Origin of the sequence: uncultured Aquabacterium sp., assembly GCF_913773725.1 — a bacterium.
Taxonomy (GTDB): domain Bacteria; phylum Pseudomonadota; class Gammaproteobacteria; order Burkholderiales; family Burkholderiaceae_C; genus Aquabacterium.
In genome coordinates this window covers 1-20,965 of sequence record NZ_CAJYGK010000017.1, presented here as the reverse complement: position 1 = coordinate 20,965, position 20,965 = coordinate 1, and the positions used below count along the sequence as shown (strand labels likewise).

21 protein-coding genes and 1 pseudogene are annotated in these 20,965 nt (G+C 66.1%); all 22 read left to right on the top strand.

Features of this window, described 5'->3' with window-relative positions; translation table 11 throughout:
• The first annotated feature begins 31 nt into the window (after positions 1 to 31).
• Entirely contained in the window at positions 32 to 520 is a 489-nt protein-coding gene (locus QZ709_RS02175) for a cytochrome c (protein WP_294635727.1), read from the top strand.
• A 5-nt stretch (positions 521 to 525) separates the two neighbouring features.
• Positions 526 to 1,257, top strand: a complete 732-nt coding sequence (locus QZ709_RS02170) for a lectin (protein ID WP_294635726.1) — start codon at positions 526 to 528, stop codon at positions 1,255 to 1,257.
• An 87-nt stretch (positions 1,258 to 1,344) separates the two neighbouring features.
• Positions 1,345 to 4,542: an efflux RND transporter permease subunit gene (locus QZ709_RS02165; RefSeq protein ID WP_294635725.1), complete on the top strand. Its 3,198-nt coding sequence runs from the start codon at positions 1,345 to 1,347 to the stop codon at positions 4,540 to 4,542.
• A complete protein-coding gene (locus tag QZ709_RS02160; protein WP_294635724.1) occupies positions 4,539 to 5,786 on the top strand; it encodes an efflux RND transporter periplasmic adaptor subunit in 1,248 nt (415 codons plus the stop codon). Before QZ709_RS02165 ends, QZ709_RS02160 begins: the two co-directional genes overlap by 4 nt.
• A 71-nt stretch (positions 5,787 to 5,857) precedes the next feature.
• Positions 5,858 to 6,505 (top strand): heme ABC exporter ATP-binding protein CcmA, encoded by a 648-nt coding sequence (gene ccmA, locus QZ709_RS02155; protein WP_294635723.1) that lies wholly within the window; start codon positions 5,858 to 5,860, stop codon positions 6,503 to 6,505.
• A pseudogene (locus QZ709_RS21285) lies at positions 6,505 to 6,924 on the top strand (heme exporter protein CcmB); the annotation flags it as partial. The gene ccmA and the pseudogene QZ709_RS21285, both read left to right, overlap by 1 nt.
• Before the next feature lie 16 nt (positions 6,925 to 6,940).
• Positions 6,941 to 7,174 carry a heme exporter protein CcmB gene (locus QZ709_RS21280; RefSeq protein ID WP_366937133.1) on the top strand — a complete coding sequence of 78 codons (234 nt, stop codon included), beginning with the start codon at positions 6,941 to 6,943 and terminating at the stop codon, positions 7,172 to 7,174.
• 30 nt (positions 7,175 to 7,204) lie between these two features.
• Positions 7,205 to 8,011 carry a heme ABC transporter permease CcmC gene (gene ccmC / locus QZ709_RS02145; RefSeq protein ID WP_294635722.1) on the top strand — a complete coding sequence of 269 codons (807 nt, stop codon included), beginning with the start codon at positions 7,205 to 7,207 and terminating at the stop codon, positions 8,009 to 8,011.
• Positions 8,008 to 8,211, top strand: coding sequence for a heme exporter protein CcmD (gene ccmD / locus QZ709_RS02140; protein ID WP_294635721.1), 204 nt, complete (start codon positions 8,008 to 8,010; stop codon positions 8,209 to 8,211). The genes ccmC and ccmD overlap by 4 nt, the downstream gene beginning before the upstream one ends.
• Positions 8,208 to 8,654, top strand: coding sequence for a cytochrome c maturation protein CcmE (gene ccmE, locus QZ709_RS02135; RefSeq protein ID WP_294635720.1), 447 nt, complete (start codon positions 8,208 to 8,210; stop codon positions 8,652 to 8,654). The genes ccmD and ccmE overlap by 4 nt, the downstream gene beginning before the upstream one ends.
• A 4-nt stretch (positions 8,655 to 8,658) precedes the next feature.
• Positions 8,659 to 10,704: a heme lyase CcmF/NrfE family subunit gene (locus QZ709_RS02130; RefSeq protein ID WP_294635719.1), complete on the top strand. Its 2,046-nt coding sequence runs from the start codon at positions 8,659 to 8,661 to the stop codon at positions 10,702 to 10,704.
• Positions 10,701 to 11,252, top strand: coding sequence for a DsbE family thiol:disulfide interchange protein (locus tag QZ709_RS02125; RefSeq protein WP_294635718.1), 552 nt, complete (start codon positions 10,701 to 10,703; stop codon positions 11,250 to 11,252). Before QZ709_RS02130 ends, QZ709_RS02125 begins: the two co-directional genes overlap by 4 nt.
• The gene (locus QZ709_RS02120; protein ID WP_294635717.1) at positions 11,245 to 11,763 is read left to right on the top strand and encodes a cytochrome c-type biogenesis protein CcmH; all 519 of its coding nucleotides are present in this window, start codon (positions 11,245 to 11,247) and stop codon (positions 11,761 to 11,763) included. Before QZ709_RS02125 ends, QZ709_RS02120 begins: the two co-directional genes overlap by 8 nt.
• A complete protein-coding gene (locus tag QZ709_RS02115) occupies positions 11,760 to 12,455 on the top strand; it encodes a tetratricopeptide repeat protein (protein WP_294635716.1) in 696 nt (231 codons plus the stop codon). The genes QZ709_RS02120 and QZ709_RS02115 overlap by 4 nt, the downstream gene beginning before the upstream one ends.
• Positions 12,452 to 13,462: an SUMF1/EgtB/PvdO family nonheme iron enzyme gene (locus QZ709_RS02110; RefSeq protein WP_294635715.1), complete on the top strand. Its 1,011-nt coding sequence runs from the start codon at positions 12,452 to 12,454 to the stop codon at positions 13,460 to 13,462. The genes QZ709_RS02115 and QZ709_RS02110 overlap by 4 nt, the downstream gene beginning before the upstream one ends.
• A complete protein-coding gene (locus QZ709_RS02105; RefSeq protein ID WP_294635714.1) occupies positions 13,459 to 15,222 on the top strand; it encodes an arylsulfatase in 1,764 nt (587 codons plus the stop codon). The genes QZ709_RS02110 and QZ709_RS02105 overlap by 4 nt, the downstream gene beginning before the upstream one ends.
• Positions 15,223 to 15,266: 44 nt before the next feature.
• Entirely contained in the window at positions 15,267 to 16,157 is an 891-nt protein-coding gene (locus tag QZ709_RS02100) for a dienelactone hydrolase family protein (RefSeq protein WP_294635735.1), read from the top strand.
• Between the two features lie 142 nt (positions 16,158 to 16,299).
• Positions 16,300 to 16,590 (top strand): co-chaperone GroES, encoded by a 291-nt coding sequence (locus QZ709_RS02095; protein WP_294635713.1) that lies wholly within the window; start codon positions 16,300 to 16,302, stop codon positions 16,588 to 16,590.
• 35 nt (positions 16,591 to 16,625) lie between these two features.
• Entirely contained in the window at positions 16,626 to 18,263 is a 1,638-nt protein-coding gene (groL, locus tag QZ709_RS02090; RefSeq protein WP_294635712.1) for a chaperonin GroEL, read from the top strand.
• A 180-nt stretch (positions 18,264 to 18,443) separates the two neighbouring features.
• A complete protein-coding gene (locus QZ709_RS02085) occupies positions 18,444 to 19,364 on the top strand; it encodes a sulfurtransferase (protein WP_294635711.1) in 921 nt (306 codons plus the stop codon).
• 35 nt (positions 19,365 to 19,399) lie between these two features.
• Positions 19,400 to 20,557 (top strand): YeeE/YedE family protein, encoded by a 1,158-nt coding sequence (locus QZ709_RS02080; RefSeq protein ID WP_294635710.1) that lies wholly within the window; start codon positions 19,400 to 19,402, stop codon positions 20,555 to 20,557.
• A gap of 9 nt (positions 20,558 to 20,566) precedes the next feature.
• A partial coding sequence (locus QZ709_RS02075) for a hypothetical protein (RefSeq protein ID WP_294635709.1) occupies positions 20,567 to 20,965 on the top strand: 399 nt, incomplete at its 3' end.

Here is a 20,965-nt window from a genome sequence, read left to right as displayed (position 1 = left end):
ATTCCATCTCCAACCCACCACAAGGAAGACCATGAAGAACCGCAAGCGCTTTGTCGCCGTTCTGGGCGCCACGGCATCCACCGTGCTGGCTGCCCTGCTGGCCACCCCGGCCGCACAAGCACAGCAGGCCCCCAAACCCGAGCAGCTCATCAAGTGGCGTCAGTCTGCCTATCAGGTGATCGCCTGGAACACCGGCCGCGTGAAGGCCAACGTGGACGGCACGTACAACAAGGACGACGTGATCAAGGCGGCCAACGCGATAGCCGCCCTGGCCAACTCCGGACTGGGCGCGCTCTATGCACCGGGCACGGAAACCGGCAAGGGGTGGAAGGAGACGGCCGCCAAGCCCGAGTTGTTCACGGACAAGAAGGCTGGCGAGGTGGCCGCATCGTTCAACAAGGAAGCCAATGAGCTGGCCCGTGTGGCGGCCGCAGGCGACGTGAGTCAGGTGAAGGCCCAACTGGCGAAGCTGCAAGGCACCTGCAAGGCCTGCCACGACGACTACCGCAAGAAGGACTGATCACCATGAAGCACACCATTCAATCGATCGCCGCCGCGTCGCTCGTGGGCCTGCTCATGCTGACGAGCGCCGCCGTGCAATCCCAGACTGCCGCAGCGCCGGCCGCTGCCCCGCAGCCGGCCAACCGGGAGGTCGGGCCCTTCAGCTTCTTCGTCACCAGCGTCGGCTCCGGCAAGGGCGCGGATCTGGGCGGCCTCGCTGGCGCGGACGCCCACTGCCAGAAGCTTGCGGCCGCGGTCGGTGCCGGTAACCGCACCTGGCGGGCCTACCTGAGCACCCAGTCGTGGGACGGCAAGCCGGCCGTCCACGCGCGTGACCGCATCGGCACCGGCCCCTGGTTCAACGTGAAGGGCGCACTGATCGCCCGCGACGTGGCTCACCTGCACGGTGACAACCTGGAGGACGCGCGCATCGGCAACGCCATCAACTGGTCGACGGCACTGACGGAGCAGGGGCTGCCCGTGAAGCGGGCTGGCGACACGCCGAACGAGCACGACATCCTGACCGGCTCGCAGCCGGACGGGCGGGCCTTTGTCAACGACACCTCGGACCGCACCTGCAAGAACTACACGAGCAGTGCGGAGGACGGGGCTGTCCAGGTCGGGCACTTCGACCGCACAGGGGGCGTGCACACGGCGCTGTCCTGGAACTCAGCCCATGCGAGCCGCGGTTGCAGTCAGGCGAAGCTGGTGAGCACCGGCGGTGCCGGCTACTTCTACTGCTTCGCCGCCAAGTGAGCACAGCGGGTGGGTGTCTGCGGACACCCGCCGCCTGACCACACGCTCTCTTTCACTGCGTTATCGACGCTTACCTTCGCCCGCCCCATGTGGATCGTCCGACTCGCGCTGCGTCGCCCCTACACCTTCCTCGTGGGGGCATTGCTCATCCTGCTGGCCGCACCGCTGCTGTTGCGCAAGGCGCCCGTCGATGTCTTTCCCAAGATCGACGTGCCCGTCGTGGCCATTCTGATGAGCTACAACGGACTCAACGCGAAGGAGATGACCGACCGCATCATCACGCCGATCGAGCGCAACCTGGCCAACTCGGTCAGCGACATGGAGCACACCGAGTCGCAGACCATGGCCGGTCTCGGTGTCATCAAGGTGTTCTTCCAGCCGCAGGTCGACCAGGCCACAGCCATCGCGCAGGTGGTGTCCAGCACGCAGGCTGCCTTGCGCTCCCTCCCGGCGGGGGCCACGCCGCCGACCATCATCAAGTACAGCGCGACCGACCTGCCGATCCTGCAGCTCGGCATCAGCAGCCCCGTTCGCAGCGAACAGGAGCTCAACGAGCAGGCCTTCAACGTCCTGCGAACCAAGCTCATCACCGTGCCCGGCGTGGCCGTGACCGCACCGTATGGCGGGCGCTTCCGCCAGGTTTCGATCGACCTCAATGGGCCGGCCCTGGTGGCGCGCGGGCTGACGGCGGTGGACGTGGTCAACGCACTGAGCGTGCAGAACCTGACCCTGCCTTCCGGCTCGGCGCGGATCGGCAGCCAGGAGGTAGCCGTCCAGCTCAATGGATCGCCATCGAGCATGCAGGCGCTGGGCGACATCCCGATCACCACCGTCAATGGCAACACGGTGTTCGTGCGCGACGTGGCCCAGGTCAAGGATGGCTTCCAGCCGCAGACGAACGTGGTGCGCCGCGATGGCGAGCGCGGCCTGCTCATGACGGTGCTGAAGAACGGATCGGCCTCGACGCTGGACATCATTCGCCAGATTCGGGAGGAGTTGCCACGCTACCTGCAGAGCCTGCCCGAGGACATCACGGTGACACCGCTCGCTGACCAGTCGGTGTTCGTGGACGCGGCCATCCAGTCGGTGCTGCACGAGGCGCTCATCGCCGGCTGCCTCACGGCCGCCCTGCTGTTGCTCTTTCTCGGCAACTGGCGCAGCACCGCCATCATTGCGGTGTCCATCCCGCTGTCCATCCTCGTGTCGCTGATCGTGCTGCACCTGATTGGCGAAACCATCAACATCATGACGCTCGGCGGCCTCGCGCTGGCGGTCGGCATCCTGGTGGATGACGCCACCGTGGAGATCGAGAACGTCGAGCGGCACCTGCACATGGGCAAGGCCCCGCAGGCGGCCATCCTCGATGGCGCGGCCGAGATTGCCGGGCCGGCGCTGGTGGCGACACTGTGCATCTGCATCGTCTTCGTGCCGATGCTCTTCCTGCCTGGCGTGACGGGGCAACTGTTCAAGCCGTTGGCGCTGGCGGTGGTGTTCGCCATGCTGGCTTCCTATGTGCTGTCGCGCACGCTGGTGCCCACCCTGGTGATGTACCTGATGCGCCACCGGGAGCGTGCCCGGCCGCCTGGCCGTCTTGGCACGGTCTTGCTGTCGGTTCACCATGGCTTTGAAGCCGCGTTCGAGCGGGCGCGGCGCGCCTATGCGGCTCAACTGGCGGGACTGCTGCACCACCGCCTTCGGTACGGTGCGGCCTTCCTCACCCTGGCCGTGGCCTCTTGCGGCCTGTTTGCCGTGCTCGGCCGCGACTTCTTTCCGGTCGTCGATGCGTCTCAGATCCGGTTGCACGTGCGGGCGCCGCTCGGCACGCGCATCGAAGAAATGCCGGCTTTCATCGACCAGGTCGAGGCCCACATCCGGCAGGTGATCCCCCGCGAGGAGCTGCAGGACTTGGTCGACATCGTCGGCGGGCCCTATTCACCTTTCAACACGCTCTACAGCAACAACGGCACGTTCGACAGCAGCGACACCGAGATCCTCGTGAGCCTGAAGCCCGGGCTGCGCAAGACCGCCGGCTACATCCGGGAGTTGCGGCGCACGCTGCCCCAGCGGTTCCCCGGCAACGAGTTCTACTTCCAGCCGGCCGACATGGTGAGCCAGACGCTCAACTTCGGGCTGAGCGCGCCCATCGATATCCAGATCCAGGGCAACAAGACCGAAGAGAACCTCGCCGTGGCCACCGCGCTGATCAACCGGATCCGCAAGGTGCCGGGCGCTGTCGATGTCACCTTGCATCAGCGCTTCAACCGGCGTGCGCTGGCACTCGAAATGGACCGTGCTGCCCTGGCCCAGACGGGCCTGGTGGCGAGAGATGTGGCGCAGAACGTCATGGTGTCCATGAGTTCGAGCTTTCAAACCGCGCCCACTTACTGGCTCAACCCAGTCAATGGCACCGTGTACAACGTGGCTGTGCAGGTGCCGCAACAGCAGGTGGACAGTCTGGGGGCCATGCTCAGTCTGCCGATCAACGGGTCGGGTGGAGGGGACGCGCGCGAGCCGCAATTGTTGGGCAGCGTGGTGCAGGTGAGGCCGACCAGCCTGCAAGGCAACGTCTCGCACTACAACATTGCCAACGTGCTCGACATCCATGTCAGCGTCGATGGCCGTGATCTGGGCAGCACCTATGCCGAGATTGCCGCGCTGATCGATGAGGTGCGTGACCAGTTGCCGCGGGGGGCGGAGATCACGGTGCGGGGCCAGGTCGAGACCCTGAAGACCGCTTACAACGCGCTGGCTGCGGGCCTGATCGTGGCCGTGCTGCTGGTGTACCTGCTGCTGGTGGTGCACTTCCAGTCGTGGCTCGATCCAGCGGTCATCCTCAGTGGCCTTCCGGCGGCGCTGGCGGGTATCGCCTGGATGCTCTACCTGACGGGAACCCCTCTCTCGGTGCCTGCGCTGACCGGCGCGATCATGACCGTGGGCGTCGCCACGGCGAACAGCATCCTCGTTGTGTCCTTTGCGCGTGAGCGGCTGGCCGAGGGCGCAGATGCCGTTGCCGCGGCCAGGGAAGCCGGCGCCACGCGCCTGCGTCCTGTGCTGATGACCGCGCTTGCCATGGTGATCGGCATGGTGCCGATGGCCTTGGGACTGGGTGAGGGCGGCGAGCAGAACGCACCACTGGGGCGCGCCGTGATCGGCGGGCTTGTGGCCGCCACCTTGTCCACCCTGGTCTTTGTTCCGCTGGTGTTCGCCAGCATCCACGCATGGCGACGCGCCCGTGCCCACCGCCGTGGTGGCCTGGTCGTCGCCTCATCGATCCCGCTGTCATGAATGCACAACTGAACCCGGAGGGCTTTCCGGTCGACGAGCCCACGCTTGCCTCGCCCGTCGAAGTATGTCCGGCCACCTCTCTCCGTCTGGCGCCCTGGGGGTGGGGGCTGCTTGCCGTGCTGCTTCTGGCGGGCGGAGCTCGCACCTGGGTGAATGCCAAGCAGGCGAGTGCGGTTCGGACCGACATGGCGGACACAGCGGTAAGGTCGGTGTTGTTCGTCCGACCCGAGGTGGCACGGGGGCAGCGGATGCTGTCCTTGCCTGCGACGCTGAGGGGGAAGCAGGAGGCGGCGATCCACGCACGCACCAATGGCTATGTGAAGGCCTGGAAGAAGGACATCGGAGACCGGGTGAAGCAGGGCGAAGTGCTGGCGTTGCTCGACACACCGGAGGTGGATCAAGATCTGGCCCAGGCCCGTGCGAATCTGCAGCAGATTCAGGCTCGACTTGAACTGACCAGAACCTCGCTGGCGCGATGGGAGGGTCTGAGGGGCAGCAATGCGGTGTCTCAGCAGGAGCTCGATGAGCGCCAGTCTGCCTTCCAGGCTGCTCAGGCAGATCTGGCCGCGGCACGCGCCAGTGTCCAGCGGCTCGAGGCCCTGCAGCAGTTCGGTCGCATTGTTGCGCCCTTCGATGGCGTGGTGGTTCGCCGCCAAGTCGAAGTCGGGGTCTTGGTGACAGCCGGCAGCGCGTCTGCCAGCCGCGAGCTTTACTACCTGGCGCAAGACGACATGCTGCGCCTGACCGTGGCAGTGCCGCAGAGTCACCTCGACGGCGTGAAGGTGGGGCAAGCGGTTTCCTTGCGCTTGCTCGAGCGTCCCCAGTTGAAGCTCGGCGGATCGGTGCGCCGCGTGGCCGGAGGCATCGACCCGGCCACACGATCGGCACAGGTGGAGGTGGAGGTCCCGAATGCGGATGGCAAGCTCAAGCCGGGGGGGTACGTCGAGGTCGGGCTGGAAATCGAAGGGGCTCGTCCTGCGCTTCTCGTGCCACCAACGGCGTTGCAATACCGCCAGGACGGTCCCCGGGTCGCGGTGCTGAATGAGGATCAGTCATTGAGCCTGAGGCCCGTGAAACTGGGGCGTGACCTGGGCCGATCAGTCGAGGTTGTCGAGGGTCTCTCAAAGGGGGAGGCCGTGGTGCTGAATCCGCCCGACACGGTCCAGGATGGCGAGCGTGTGCGCGCCAAGGAGGCGCCCAGGGAGTCGCCGAGGGACGGGGCCAAACCTGCGCCCAAGGGGTGAGGTCTTCCCGGCATAAGCAAGCGCTTTTTCCTTCGTTGGGTTGTCGCACCGGTGTCGATAAAGTGCCTCCCATGTTGTTGCCCCCGGATTCCACCGACCACCATGCAGCCCTGCTCAGCGCCTCCGATCTGGCGGGCGGCCCCGGCGGGCGGCCGCTGTTTTCCGGACTGAACCTGCATCTGGCCGCGGGAGAGGCACTCTTCATTGCCGGGCCCAACGGCGCCGGAAAGACGACGTTGCTGCGCATCCTGGCCGGTCTGTCCGATCCGATTCAAGGTCAGGTGGACAGGCAGGCTCGTTCTGTGATCTACATCGGTCACGCCCCTGCGCTGAAGGACGATCTGAGCGCAACAGAAAATCTGAGGGCGGCCGCGAGCATGGCTGGTCTGTGTGTATCCGATGACAGCTTGCGGCGCGCGCTGAATCGCTTCGGGCTGAGGGCACGCGCTCATCTTCCGGCTAGGGCCCTTTCACAGGGCCAGCGCCGGCGTGCGGTGCTGGCGCGGCTCGCCCTCACCTTGAGCCCTGGCGTACTGTTGCTCGACGAGCCCTTCAACGCGCTGGATGAAGCGTCGAGTGATGCACTGGCCGAGGTGCTGGCCGAACGTCTGGCGCACGGGGCGGTGTTGGCTTACACCACACACCAGCCGCGCAGGCTGGCGGCCCGTCGCCACCACACGATCCGGCTCGGGGTGCCGGCGATGCGGGGGACGGTCTGATGGGGCGGGTCTTTCTGACCGTGCTCCACCGGGATCTGCTGCTCGCCTTCCGACGCCAATCCGATGTGTGGACCACGTTGAGCTTCTTTCTGGTGGTGGCCTGTCTTTTTCCGCTTGCGGTCAGTCCCGAGCGCGACACGCTGCGCGGCATGGCCCCGGGCATCCTGTGGGTGGCCGCGCTCCTCTCGTCCACGCTGTCGCTGGGGCGCCTGTTTGCGCTCGACCATGCTGACGGCACGCTCGAGCAGTTGCTGCTGTCCCCTGAGCCGCTGAGCCTGATCGTGCTGGCCAAGGTCGCGGCGCACTGGCTCGTCAGCGGCCTGCCGCTGGTGTTGTTGTCGCCTCTGCTCGCATTGCAGTACGACCTGCCGCCGCCGGCCATCGCGGTGCTGACCGGCAGCCTCGCACTCGGCACCCCCGTTCTGAGCCTGGTGGGTGCCATCGGGGCGGCCCTCACGCTGGGCCTGCAGGGGGGGGGGCGTGCTGGTCAACCTGCTGGTGTTGCCGCTGCTCGTGCCGGTGCTGATCTTCGGGGCCGGTTCCGTGGTGGCCCATGGCAGTGGCCAGGGCCTGGCTGCTCATTTCTATCTTCTGGCCGCCTTGCTGGCCTTCACGCTGGTTGTCGCGCCCTGGGCTGCGGCGCACAGCCTGAAGGTGTCTGTGGGATGAGGCGGACTCCGTGATCGTCAAGGAACTGCAATGAGTACGACCACCACCTGGTTGCGGCATCGGCAACCCGACGGGGGCGCGGCAGCCCGAGGCTTCTGGCGCTTTGCATCGCCCCCGGCTGCCTTTCGCCTGGCCGGACAGCTTCGCCCGTGGGCGCTCGCGCTGGCTGCTGTCACCGCGGTCATCGGCCTGTATGTCGGGCTGCTGGTGGCGCCCACCGACCACCAGCAGGGCGAGGCGTATCGCATCATCTTCGTGCACGTGCCGGCGGCCTGGCTGTCGATGGTGCTGTACGTGGCCATGGCGTTCTGGGCCGGGCTTGGATGGGTGTTCCAGACCCGGGTGTCGTCGCTGATGGCGCGGGCGATTGCCCCGACCGGCGCACTGTTCACCTTTCTGGCCTTGTGGACCGGGGCCTTGTGGGGCAAGCCCACCTGGGGAACCTGGTGGGTCTGGGATGCCCGCCTGACCTCCGAACTCATCCTTCTGTTCCTTTACCTCGGCGTGATGGCGCTGCAGTCGGCCATCGATGATCCGCGCCGGGGCGACCGGGCGGGCGCCTTGCTGACCCTGGTCGGCGTGGTCAATGTCCCGGTGATCTATTTCTCCGTGCAGTGGTGGAACACCTTGCACCAGGGCGCTTCGGTGAGCCTCGGGTCGGCGCCCACGATGGCTGCTCCGATGCTCGCGGGCATGCTGCTGTGCACCGTGGCGCTGTGGGCCTGGGCCGCGGCGGTGGTGTTGCATCGTCTTCGCATGCTCATCCTGCAGCGCGAGGCCGATGCTACCTGGGTTCGGTCGCTGCTGGCGTCCCACCAGCCCGGAGTGGTGCGATGAACTGGACGAGCTGGCACGCCTTCGTCGACATGGGCGGCTACGGGCTGTATGTGTGGGGATCGTTCGGCGTGGTGGCGCTGGCCCTGGGCATCGAGGCCGCGCTGTTGCGCCGCGCCGATCGTCGCTTGCGCAATGCCCTGCGGGTGAGCTGGGTGGATGAGGCCGCCGAAGGGTTGGCGCACGAAGAGGCTGCGCCATGAAGCCGCGACACCAGCGTCTCGCTCTGGCGGTCGCCGGCATGGCCCTGCTCGGCTTGGCGGTCTTCTTCGTCCTGCAGGCGTTTCAACAGAATCTGGTGTTTTTCTTCACGCCCTCGCAGGTCAGCCGGGGTGAGGCGCCCCAGGGCCGCAGCTTCCGCATCGGCGGCATGGTGGAGGCTGGCAGCCATCGCCGGGCGGCCGATGGCCTGGGCCATCGCTTTGTGGTGACCGACACGGTGCAACGGGTGGAAGTGCAATACGCCGGGCTGTTGCCCGATCTCTTCAAGGAGGGCAAGGGCGTGGTCGCGCAGGGCCGCTTGCAGCCCGATGGCCGGTTTGCGGCGGACGAGGTGCTGGCCAAGCACGATGAGAACTACATGCCGCCCGAAGCGGCCAGGGCGCTCGAGCAGGCCCGGGCGCCGCTGAGGGCACAGGAAAGGTGAGCCAATGACGGCCGAGTTGGGACAGTGGGCGCTCATTCTGGCGCTGGGCGTGGCTTTGCTGTTGGGCAGCGTGCCCCTATGGGGGGCTCACACCGGGCGTGCACATTGGATGGCGCTTGCCCGGCCTCTGGCCGTGGCGCAGTTCGTGCTGGTGGGCGCGGCGTTCGGGCTGCTGGTGGCCGCGTTCGTGCAGATGGACTGGTCCGTGGCCTATGTCAGCCAGCACGCCAACGGCCTGCTGCCCTGGCCCTTGCGGGTGGCCGCGACCTGGGGCGGCCACGAGGGCTCGTTGTTGTTGTGGCAACTCATGCTGTCCGGCTGGACGCTCGCGGTGGCCGCCTTCAGCCGGCGTCTCTCCCCTGACATGCTCGCCCGCGTGCTCGCCGTGCTCGGCCTCGTCAGCATCGGCTTCCTCAGCTTCACGCTGTTCACGTCCAACCCGTTCGACCGTGCGCTGCCCGCGCCGCCGGATGGGCAGGATCTGAACCCGCTGCTGCAGGACCCGGGCATGATTTTTCACCCGCCACTGCTCTACATGGGCTATGTCGGGCTCTCGGTGGCATTTGCGTTCGCGATCGCGGCACTCCTCAGCGGCCGACTGGACGCCGAATGGGCCCGCTGGTCGCGCCCGTGGACCCTCGCTGCCTGGAGCTTTCTGACGCTGGGCATCCTGCTGGGCAGCTTCTGGGCTTATTACGAGCTGGGATGGGGCGGCTGGTGGTTCTGGGATGCTGTCGAGAACGCCTCCTTCATGCCCTGGCTGGTGGCCACGGCCCTGCTGCACTCGCTCGCGGTGAGCGAGCAGCGCGGCAGCTTCAAGAGCTGGACGGTGCTGCTGGCCATCCTCGCGTTCTCGCTGTCGCTGCTGGGCACCTTTCTGGTCCGCTCGGGCGTGCTGACCTCGGTGCATGCCTTTGCGAGCGACCCCCGGCGGGGCCTCTACATCCTCGCCTTCCTGGTCGTTGTCATTGGCGGCTCCCTGGCGCTGTATGCGTGGCGCGCACCCCGCATCGGGTTGGGCGGGCGATTCGACCTGCTCTCGCGCGAGACGGGGTTGCTGCTCAACAATGTCTTTCTGCTGGTCAGCGCTGCCACCATCCTTTTGGGCACGCTGTATCCGCTGGCCCTCGATGCGATCACCGGGGCGCGCATCTCCGTGGGGCCACCGTATTTCGAGGCCGTTTTTGTGCCCTTGATGCTGCCTCTGCTCGGGCTGTTGGCGTTGGGGCCGTTCGTGAACTGGAAACGCGACACATGGGACGCGCTGTGGACCCGCCTGCGCGGGGCCTGGCCGGTGTGGCTGGCTGCCGCGGCAGTGACCCTGCTGGCCGCCGGTATCTGGGCACGCCTGTCGGCCGGGGTGGCCGGCGGACTCTTGCTGGCCGTGTGGATTGGTGTGGGCACGGTGCATCTGGTTGCGCGCCGTGTGCAGGGCGTGGCAGCGCGAAGCTGGCCCCGTGCCGTGGCGCGCATCCCGGCCGCCTGGTGGGGCATGGTGGTGGCGCATCTGGGTGTCGGTGTGTTCGTGGCCGGCGTGACGCTGGCACGCGGGCTGGATCACGTCCAGGACGCGAGCCTGCAGGTCGGGCAGGCCGTGCAAGTGGGCGATTACCGCTTTGCTTTCCAGGAACTTCAGCGCGCGCAAGGTCCGAACTATGTCGCTGCACGGGCAACCTTCGAGGTGTCGCGGGACGGGCAGCGGCTGGCGACCCTGTACCCCGAGAAGCGCCTGTACGTGGTGCAGCGCATGCCCATGACGGAGGCCGCGATCGACCGCGGCTGGACCCGCGACCTGTATGTGTCGTTGGCCGACACCGGGCCCGACAGCGCCTGGGGGGTGCGCGTGCAAGTCAAGCCTTTCATGAGCTGGGTCTGGGCCGGGGTGCTGGTCATTGCCATCGGGGGGCTGGTGTCTGCTTGTGATGCCCGGTACCGACGAAACCGGTCTCGCTCATTCAGTGAGCGCCAAGGTGCGTCAGAGCCACTTCCACAGGCCGGCCTCAGGGCTCCATCGCCCCTGGTCGGGCATCTGAAGGGAGGGCGAGTATGAGCCGCTTTGTTCTGCCATTGGCCCTGTTCGCGGCGATCGCTGCCACCCTGGCTCTCGGTCTCCGTCACCAGGCCGATGGCGGTGATCCGGCCGTGTTGCCGTCTCCGCTGGTCGGCCGCGATGTGCCGGCCTTCACCGCCCCCATCCTGACGTCGGCACGCGCTGACGTCGGCACCTTTCGGCCTGCAGACCTCCGGGGGCAGGTCTGGTTGCTCAATGTGTGGGCGTCCTGGTGCACCAGCTGCCTGCGCGAGCATCCTGTTCTGTTGGATCGAGCGAAGGCCGGCGGGGTGCCTCTGGTCGGCCTGAACTACCAGGACGAAGCGGACCGTGCTCGCGCCTGGCTTTCCAGGCATGGCAACCCCTATCTCGTAACGGTGTCCGACGCCGACGGCCGCGTGGGGATCGAGTTCGGCGTGGTCGCCGTGCCGGAAACCTTCGTGATCGACAAGCGCGGGCGCATCCGCCACAAGTTCACCGGTCCGTTGAGCGAGGCCGACTGGCAGCAGACCTTGCTGCCCCTGATCCGGGAGTTGCAGCGTGCGTGACCATCTCGTCTGTATCGGCCTTTTGGCCCTGGCTCTGGCCCTGGGCGGCATGCCCGGTGCGCACGCGGTCGAGTCGACGGCTGGAGCCGTACCGAATGTGGCCATGACCGACGCCGTGCTGGAAGACAGGGTGCACGCGCTGGCGGCCGAGTTGCGTTGCCTGGTCTGCCAGAACCAGAGCGTGGCGGATTCGCATGCGCCGCTGGCAGTGCAGTTGCGCGAGGTCGTACGCAGCCAGTTGGTGGCCGGCGCGAGCGACCAGCAGGTGCGTGATTTCATGGTCCAGCGTTACGGCGCCTTTGTGCTGTACCGCCCTCCTGTGCAAGCCGCCACCCTCGCGCTCTGGATCGGGCCGGTGGCGATGCTGCTGCTGGCCCTGGCAGGGCTGGCCTTGGCCATGCGTTCCCGAAGGCTGCGAGATGAGGACCTTGTCGATGTGCCCCCCTCGGTGCCATCGTACTTCGAGGACGAGGCGCTCTCATTGCGCCCCCGCCATGGGAGGCCAGCATGACCCCGTCCGATACCGTGTTTGTGTCCGGTGCACTGGCCTTGTCGGCTGTGCCGGTGATTGCCGTGCTCCGCCCGTGGTGGCGTGTTGCACGGGGTGCAGGCATGGCTGTGTCAGGTGCCCTTCTGGCGGGGGCTGTGGTGGGGTACCTGGCAGTGGGACAGCCTGGCATGTGGTCTGCTCGCGTGCCGCATCAGCAGGCGGTTGTCGCTCCATCCGGTGAGGGCGGGGCGATCGAGGTCGAGGCCATGGTTCAGCGCCTGGCGAGCCGCCTGCAGAAGCAGCCGGACGATGTGGACGGCTGGCGCAAGCTGATCCGCTCGTACGAGACGCTGCAGCGCTTCGACGACGCCGTGGTCGCATGGCGGCGGCTGTTGCAGCTTGTCCCGCCCGATGCGGATCAGCTCACCGAGTACGCGGTGACGCTGGGCATGGCGCGCGGACAGCGGCTCAGCGGTGAACCCGAGCAGGTGCTGGAGCAGGCGCTGAAGCTCGACCCTGACCACGTGCAGGCGCTGGCCCTGCTGGGCAGCGCAGCGTTCGAGCGTGGGAATCATGCCCTGGCGATCGCGCGCTGGCAGGCCCTGCTCGCGCGCGCGCCGGCCGATACGGAGGTTCGCGCTCGCATTCAAGCGCAGATTGACAAGGCCCGCGCGCTGGCAGGGAGCGATGCCGGAGCAGGGGCAGCCAGATGAGGGCGACTCGTGCCGCCTGGCATGCGATCCTGGCGGCTGCATTCCTGTCGATGGGTTGTGCAAAGCCAGCATGGTCTGCCTGTCTGTCCTCGTTGCAGGCTGTTCCCCCTGACCTTGTGACCCGAGCACACGCTGGGCAGGTGTGGGTTCCCACAGGGTGGACCCAGTTGGGCTCCCGAAAGGGATATCCCGACGAGCAGTCCGCAACCGGCCTGACCAGGGTCCGCGGCTTCTGGATGGATCGGACCGAGGTGACCAACGCGCAGTTTGCCGCTTTCGTGAAGGATTCAGGCTATGTCACCGAGGCCGAGCGCCAAGGGGGCGGTGCCGTGTTCGAGGCGCCCACGCCAGCTTCCCACTTGTCTCGTGGTCTGGCGTGGTGGCGCTTTGTGCCGGGTGCGAACTGGCGGCATCCGGGAGGGCCGGGTAGCGACCTGCGGGGACGCGAGGCATTCCCGGTTGTGCTTGTCACGCTGGCCGATGCCCTCGCCTACGCGCGGTGGCTGGGTCGTGACCTGCCCACCGAAGCGGAATGGGAGCATGCAGCCAAGGCGGGGCGTCTGGACCCGGGCTTGGACGCTGCGCCTCGCGACGCCCGTGGGCGCCCGACGGCAAACTATTGGCAAGGCAGCTTCCCTTTGCTGGATCTGGCCGAGGACGGGCACGCCGGTTTGGCACCTGCTGGGTGCTATCCCGCCAATCGGTGGGGCCTGCACGACATGATCGGCAATGCCTGGGAGCTGACGCTCGATGCCTATACGGGTGCCCGTCAGCCACACGCGAACGGAGACCCGGCCGTGCTGCGAGCGCGAACCGAGGGGCAGGGCCGACGCGTTGTCATCAAGGGCGGCTCGTTTCTTTGCGCGCCGGACTACTGCGTGCGCTATCGCGCATCGGCTCGCGAAGCACATGAGGCGGACCTTGCCACCTCGCATGTCGGGTTCAGGACCATCACCCGCTCGGGCCCTCGCCCACCTCTCTCTTCACCACGACCAACACAGCCATGAAGCCCCTTCGTCCCGTGTCGAACTCGTCCGCGTCGCCCGGCGGGTCCTTTCGCTTTCTTTTCAGCCAGGCCAGAACGACCCTGGCGGTCTCGGTGCTTGTGGCGCTGAGCGTGGGCCACGCCCAGTCTGCGGAGGGATCAGCAAAGGGCAGGCCGAACATACTGGTCATCCTGGCAGACGACCTGGGCTTCTCCGACATTGGCGCGTTTGGAGGGGAGATCGACACGCCCAACCTGGACGGCATCGCCCGGGAAGGCGTGCGCCTGACCGATTTCCACTCGGGTGCCACGTGTTCGCCCACGCGCTCCATGCTTCTGTCGGGGGTGGACCATCATGTGGCCGGCATTGGCAGCATGGCAGAGCTGACGGTCGAGGAGCAGCGAGGCAAACCCGGGTATGAGGGCTACCTCAATGACCGTGTCGTGGCTTTTCCTCAGCTCCTGCAACAGGCGGGCTACCGTACGTACATGTCCGGTAAGTGGCACTTGGGATTGACCGAGGAGCGCAGCCCGAAGGCGAGGGGCTTCGATCGTTCGTTCGCGTTGCTTCGTGGTGCGGACGACCACTACGCGCAGCCGTGGAACTCGCGCATCAACCCGGCCGAGCCGTACTACCGCGAGGACGGCAAGTTGACGACGGTCCCGTCCGACTTTTACTCGAGTGATTTCTACGCCGACAAGCTGGTGTCCTACCTGAAGGAGGCGCAAGACGATCGACGGCCCTTCTTCGCTTACCTGACATTCACCGCGCCACACTGGCCGCTCCAGGCGCCCGAATCGGTGATCCAGAAGTACGTGGCGCGCTATCAGGCCGGATACGAGCCGGTTCGCCAGGCGCGTCTGGAGAAGCAGAAGGCGCTTGGTCTCCTACCCAAAGACTTTCGTCCCGCCCGGATGCTGTCGCTCTTTCCCGCATGGCAGAGACTGACAGCGCAGCAACAAGCGCAGGAAGCGCGCCGGATGGCGGTGTATGCCGCCATGGTCGACATCATGGACCGCAACATCGGCAAGGTCATCTCGCAGCTCAAGGCGTCCGGGCAGTACGACAACACGGTCATCCTGTTCATGTCAGACAACGGAGCCGAGGGGGCGAACGTCTCGGACCGCGCCAGTGCCATTCCTCGCGATAACAGGGTATCGAACATCGGGCGTGCGAGCTCGTACGCCTCCTACGGGCCGAACTGGGCCCAGGTCAGCGCGTTGCCTTTCAATCTCTACAAGGGATACAGCCACGAAGGTGGCACGACGGTTCCGGCCATCGTCCGATGGCCGGGTGGGCGTCATGCGGGGCAGGTCGTGGCGGTGCCGGGTCACGTGACCGATGTGGCGCCCACCTTGCTGCAACTGGCTGGTGTGTCTCATCCGGAGCAGTTGGGTGGCCGACCCGTCGCCCCGCTTCAGGGGCGTTCCCTGGTGAGCCTGTTCGAGGGCGGTGTGCCCTCAGCGGGCCGCTTTGAGCAAGGATGGGAACTGTTCGGCCGCAAGGCCTATCGGCAGGGCGATTGGAAGATCGTTCTGGACGCACCGCCTACCGGTACAGGCGATTGGCAGCTGTTCAACTTGCGCACAGACCGCGCTGAACAGATCGATCTGGCTGCGCAGCACGCAGAAAAGCTGGCCGAGTTGAAAGCCGGGTATGAGGCTTACGCCCAACGCAACGGCGTGATCGATGTGCCCCATCTCGCCCAGCGTGTGTCGGAGCGCTACAGCAGTCGCGCCTACTTCGAAGCCTTGGAGCAGGCAGACGCAGCGGAACGTTGAAAGATGAACTGCCGCCGTCCAATTCACATCCAACAGGAGAGAGCATGTCCCGTCTGACAGCCAGAGACTTTGCACCCGAAGTGCTTCGTTTGTTTGACCAGTATGTCCATGGTCAGCTGGACCGTCGTGGCTTCCTGCAAGGGGCAGGCAAGTACACAACGGCGGCCGTCTCTGCCGAGATGCTGCTGGCTCAACTGGCTCCGAACTTTGCGCAGGCCCAGCAAGTGTCGCCTGAAGACCCAAGGCTGGTGACCGCGTATGTCGAGATCCCGTCGCCGCAGGGGCACGGGACGGTGCAAGGCTATGTGGTCAAACCTGCTCGAGCCAGCGGCAAGTTGCCTACCGTGCTCGTCGCACACGAGAACCGTGGGCTGAATCCCCACATCGCGGATGTTGCGCGCCGGCTCGCGCTGGAGGACTTCATCGTTGTGGCGCCGGACGCCTTGTCCTCACTGGGGGGGTACCCGGGGGACGAGGACAAGGCGCGCGCGCTGTTTCAGACGCTCGATCCGGCGCGCGCGCGTGCGGATTTCGTGGCCGCCGCTCGCTGGCTGAAGGCGCACCCCGAGGGTAACGGCAAGACGGGTGTGGTGGGCTTCTGTTATGGCGGCAGCGTGGCCAACCATCTGGCCGTGCAACTGACCGAACTCGATGCCGCCGTGCCCTTCTATGGTGGTCAACCGCCGGCCGAGGAGGTGGGGCGCATCAGGGCGCCGCTGCTGATCCATTACGCCGAGCATGACGAGCGCATCAACGCGGGTTGGCCGAAGTATGAGGAGGCCTTGAAGCAGGCCCGCGTTCGGCATGAGGTCCATTTCTACCCCGGCACGCAGCACGGCTTTCACAATGACACCACACCGCGATTCGACCAGACGGCCGCCACCTTGGCCTGGCAACGGACGCTGGCCTTTTTCAATCGACATCTGCGGGCATGAGGGCGCGGCCGTGCATGAGCGCATATGGCATGAGCAGCTGACGATTTCTCCAATCACGGCCAACCCCGTATAGGTAGAGTGAGACCTCGTTTCAAACGAAGCCCCGCACGTCGGGGCTTCATCGTCTCAGGAGTGTCTCTTCATGTCTCTGCGCCCTTTGCAAGACCGTCTTATCGTGCGCCGCAGCGAGCCCGAACTCAGGACAGCCGGCGGCATCGTGTTACCAGGCTCGGCTGGTGAGAAGCCGGAGCAGGGCGAAATCGTGGCCGTCGGTCCCGGCAAGCGTGGCAGCGATGGCGGTCTTGTTGTTCCCCAAGTTCGACCGGGCGACCGCATTCTGTTTGGTCAGTACGCCGGGCAGACGGTCAAGGTCGACGGCCACGAGCTGCTCGTCATCCGCGAGGACGATGTCCTGGCTGTGATCGAAGACTGATCCTTCTTCGCCTTCTTCTCTTCTCTGGAGCTTTCATGCCTGCCAAACAAGTCGTGTTCAGCGACGACGCCCGTGCCAAGATTGTTCGTGGCGTCGACATCCTGGCCAATGCCGTCAAGGTCACCCTCGGTCCCAAGGGCCGCAACGTCGTGCTCGAGCGGTCCTTCGGATCACCCACCGTGACCAAGGACGGCGTGTCCGTCGCCAAGGAAATCGAACTCCGGGATCCGTACGAGAACATCGGTGCCCAGCTCGTCAAGGAAGTCGCATCCAAGACCTCTGACAACGCCGGTGACGGCACCACCACGGCCACTGTGCTGGCGCAGGCCATCGTGCGCGAGGGCTTCAAGTACGTCGCGGCCGGACTGAATCCGACCGATCTGAAGCGTGGCATCGACAAGGCCGTGGTGGCCCTGGTTGCCGAAGTCAAGGAGCTGGCCAAGCCGACCACCACCTCCAAGGAGATCGCCCAGGTCGGCGCCATCTCGGCCAACTCCGACTGGGACATCGGTCAGATCATCGCCGACGCCATCGACAAGGTCGGCAAGGAGGGCGTCATCACGGTCGAGGATGGAAAGTCGCTCCACAACGAACTGGATGTGGTCGAAGGCCTGCAGTTCGACCGCGGGTACCTCTCGCCCTACTTTGTCAACAACCCCGACCGCCAGCTGGCTGTGCTCGACAACCCGTTCGTGTTGCTGTTCGACAAGAAGATCAGCAACATACGTGACCTGCTGCCCACGCTGGAGCAGGTTGCCAAGGCGAATCGCCCGTTGCTGATCATTGCAGAGGAGGTGGAAGGCGAGGCCCTGGCTACCCTGGTGGTCAACACCATCCGGGGCATCCTGAAGGTCGTGGCTGTGAAGGCGCCTGGCTTCGGCGACCGCCGCAAGGCCATCCTTGAAGACATCGCCACGTTGACCGGCGGCAAGGTCATCGCTGAAGAGGTGGGTCTGACGCTGGACAAGGTGACGCTGGCCGAGTTGGGCCAGGCGGTACGCGTGGAGGTGGGCAAGGAACACACCACGCTGATCGATGGTGCCGGTGATGCCGCCGACATCGAAGCCCGTGTCAAGCAGATCCGGGCTCAGATCGCCGAGGCGAGCTCTGACTACGACCGCGAGAAGCTGCAGGAACGCGTGGCCAAGCTGGCCGGCGGGGTGGCCGTCATCAAGGTGGGTGCCGCGACCGAGGTCGAGCTGAAAGAAAAGAAGGCCCGTGTGGAGGATGCCCTGCATGCTACCCGCGCTGCCGTGGAAGAGGGCATCGTGCCCGGTGGCGGGGTGGCCCTGCTGCGTGCCAAGAAAGCGGTGGGCCGGATTCAGGGCGACAACGCCGATCAGGACGCCGGCATCGAACTGGTGCTGCGCGCGATCGAGGCCCCGCTGCGCCAGATCGTGGCCAACGCCGGTGGGGAGGCTTCGGTGGTCGTCAACAAGGTTCTGGAAGGCTCGGGCAACTTCGGCTACAACGCGGCCAATGACACCTACGGTGATCTGGTGGAGCAGGGCGTGCTGGATCCGGCCAAGGTGACACGCACGGCGCTGCAGAACGCCGCGTCGGTGGCTTCGCTGATTCTCACCACGGAGGCCATCGTCTCGACTCTCCCCGAGCCGAAGGCACCGGCGACGCCTCATCATGACGAAGGCGGTTTTGGCGGACCGCAGTTCTGACCCTTCCGAGCCCTGTTGGCAGCGGGGATGCCGGCGATATCCCCGCTGTCTGGTTTTGTGCATGTGCTCATGCAAATCGGTCAGTTCACAGTGCTTAGCGGGTTGATCAAACTTTGTGTGGCGATCTGACGGTACACGACAGTGCCAGTTCGCCGCCGATCAACCGCAACCGAGGCCCTCATGAAGACATACAAGAAGCTCCTCCTGGCTGCTGCCTGGCTGGTCACCCTGCCGGCTCTCGCCAACAACACTTCACCCTACCTTGTCAGCACCGACTGGCTCGACAAGAACCTCAATGACCCGAAGGTCAAGGTGATCGAGGTGAGCGTGGTGCCCGGCGTGTACGAGCGAGGGCACATTCCGGGTGCAGTGAACTTCGAGTGGCACACCGATCTGGTCGACCCTGTGCGGCGGGACATCGTTTCACAGAAAGATCTGGAGAAGAAGCTGCGTGCGGCTGGCGTCAACCAGGACAGCACGGTCATTCTTTACGGTGACAACAACAACTGGTTTGCGGCCTGGGGCGCCTGGGTGCTGGACGTCTACAGCGTCAAGAACGTGAAGCTGCTGGATGGCGGGCGAAAGAAGTGGGAGGCTGAGGGCCGTGCGCTTTCGCCCATCGCGGCCACGCCCGCTGCGGGCAACGTGCAGGTCTCTGCCGCAAACCTGCAGTTGCGAGCGCGCCTGAGTGACGTGGTTGCCGTGGCCGAGAGGAAGAGCAACGCGGCCCTGGTGGACATTCGCTCTGCGGACGAATTCAATGGCAAGGTCTTTGCTCCCGCCGGTGTGCAGGAGCTCGCCGTGCGCGCCGGCCATGTCCCCGGCGCGGTGAACGTACCCTGGGCGCAGGCAGTGGCCGCTGACGGCACATTCAAGCCCGTCGAGGAGCTGCGCAAGCTCTACGCAGGGGTGGGTGTCGACGGCAAGCGGCCCGTGATCACTTACTGCCGCATCGGTGAGCGTTCGAGCCATACGTGGTTTGCGCTCAAAAAGCTGCTGGGCTATGACGTGCGCAATTACGACGGCTCGTGGACCGAGTATGGCAATGCCGTCGGCGTGCCGGTCAACAACCCCGCGGGGACCGTGTGGGGCGGCCGTTGATGAGCATGGCGTTGTCAGAGCCTGTGGTGGGCAGGATGCAGCCCTCTGTGGTCGCGCTCCTGTCGACCGGGGCCGTGCTGAGCACGGCCTTTTTGCTTCATCGCCATCTGGCTGACCAGCCGGGTGGGCGAGCCCTCGCGCTGTCTCTGTTCCTGGGGGTGTTGTTCGGGATCTTCCTGCAGCGCTCGCGCTTCTGCTTCTACTGTGTGAGCCGGGACTTTCTCGAGCAGCGCGATGCCAGGGGGCTTTTGGGCATCCTTGCTGCACTGGCTGTCGGGACGCTGGGCTACCACGCGGTGTTCGGCGCATTCCTTCCCGATCCTGCGCCGGGGCGTCTTCCTCCGGGGGCCCACATCGGCCCTGTGAGCGCTGTGCTGGCGGGGGCTGCGTTGCTGTTCGGCGTGGGCATGGCGTTGGCTGGCTCATGTGTCAGTGCGCAGCTCTACCGCCTCGGTGAAGGTGTGCTGACCGCACCGGCAGCCCTGCTGGGCAATCTCCTCGGATTCATCCTGGGTCTGAGGGTCTGGAACCCGCTCTACCTGGGCTACATCCAGGAGGCACCGGTCCTGTGGCTGCCCCATCTGGTGGGCTACGAGGGGTCGCTTGCGCTTCAGCTGTTGAGTCTGGGGGGGCTGGCCGTCTTGCTGTCCTTGTGGCACCGATGCCCCCCCGCCACCTCGTCGTCCACGCCTGCTTGGTGGCAGCGTCGCTGGCCCGCCCATGTTGGCGGACTGCTCATCGGCGGACTCGCCGTGGTGGCCTTTCTGCGTGTGCAGCCACTGGGCGTCACGTCCGAACTCGGCAGTCTGGCCCGCACGCTGGCCGATCGACAGGCCTGGCTGCCGGAGCGTCTGGAAGGGCTGGACTCGTTTCGAGGCTGTGCCACCGCCGTGAAGGAGACGCTGTGGTCTCACAACGGCGCCTTTGTGGTCGGGCTGGTTCTGGGGGCGCTCGCGGCTGCGGTGCTGGCCGGCGACTTCCGGCTGCAGCGCCCCTCGTTGTCGGCGCTCTTGCGCAATCTGCTCGGAGGGGCCTTGATGGGAATGGGGGCCATGCTGGCGTTGGGATGCACGGTGGGCACGCTGCTGTCCGGCATCATGGCCGGCGCGGTGTCCGGGTGGGTGTTCCTGCTCTTTGCCGGCGTGGGCTTGGTGATGGGCTGGCGCGTGCGGCGGCACACAGGCTGGCAGTAGCATGCTGCAATGAGCAAGGAATCCGTCGACGCCAACTATCGCTTCATTGCGGCATACCAGGAGGTCAATGCCCGCATCACCCAACGCCAACAGGCATTGGCCCTTTACGTGACGCTGGTGGTAAGCCTGCTGGCGGCCCTGGTGGCCTTGCGCGGACAGCGCGGGCAAGGGCTGCCAGTCGAATGGCTCGTGCTGGGCTTCCCGGTTTCGGCTGCTTGCCTTGCCCTCCTCAACCACAAGAGCGAGCGGGCCATCACCAATCTCCGGCGCTTCCTGTCGGAGTTGGAGCAGCTGGACGATGCGCACCTCCGTTGGCCCAGCTACAACACCGATGCGCGCTGGGCCGAGCAGGCCAATCAGGCTCGGCGCTTTCATGACCTGGCCTGCGCCGTGCTGGTTGCCGGGGGC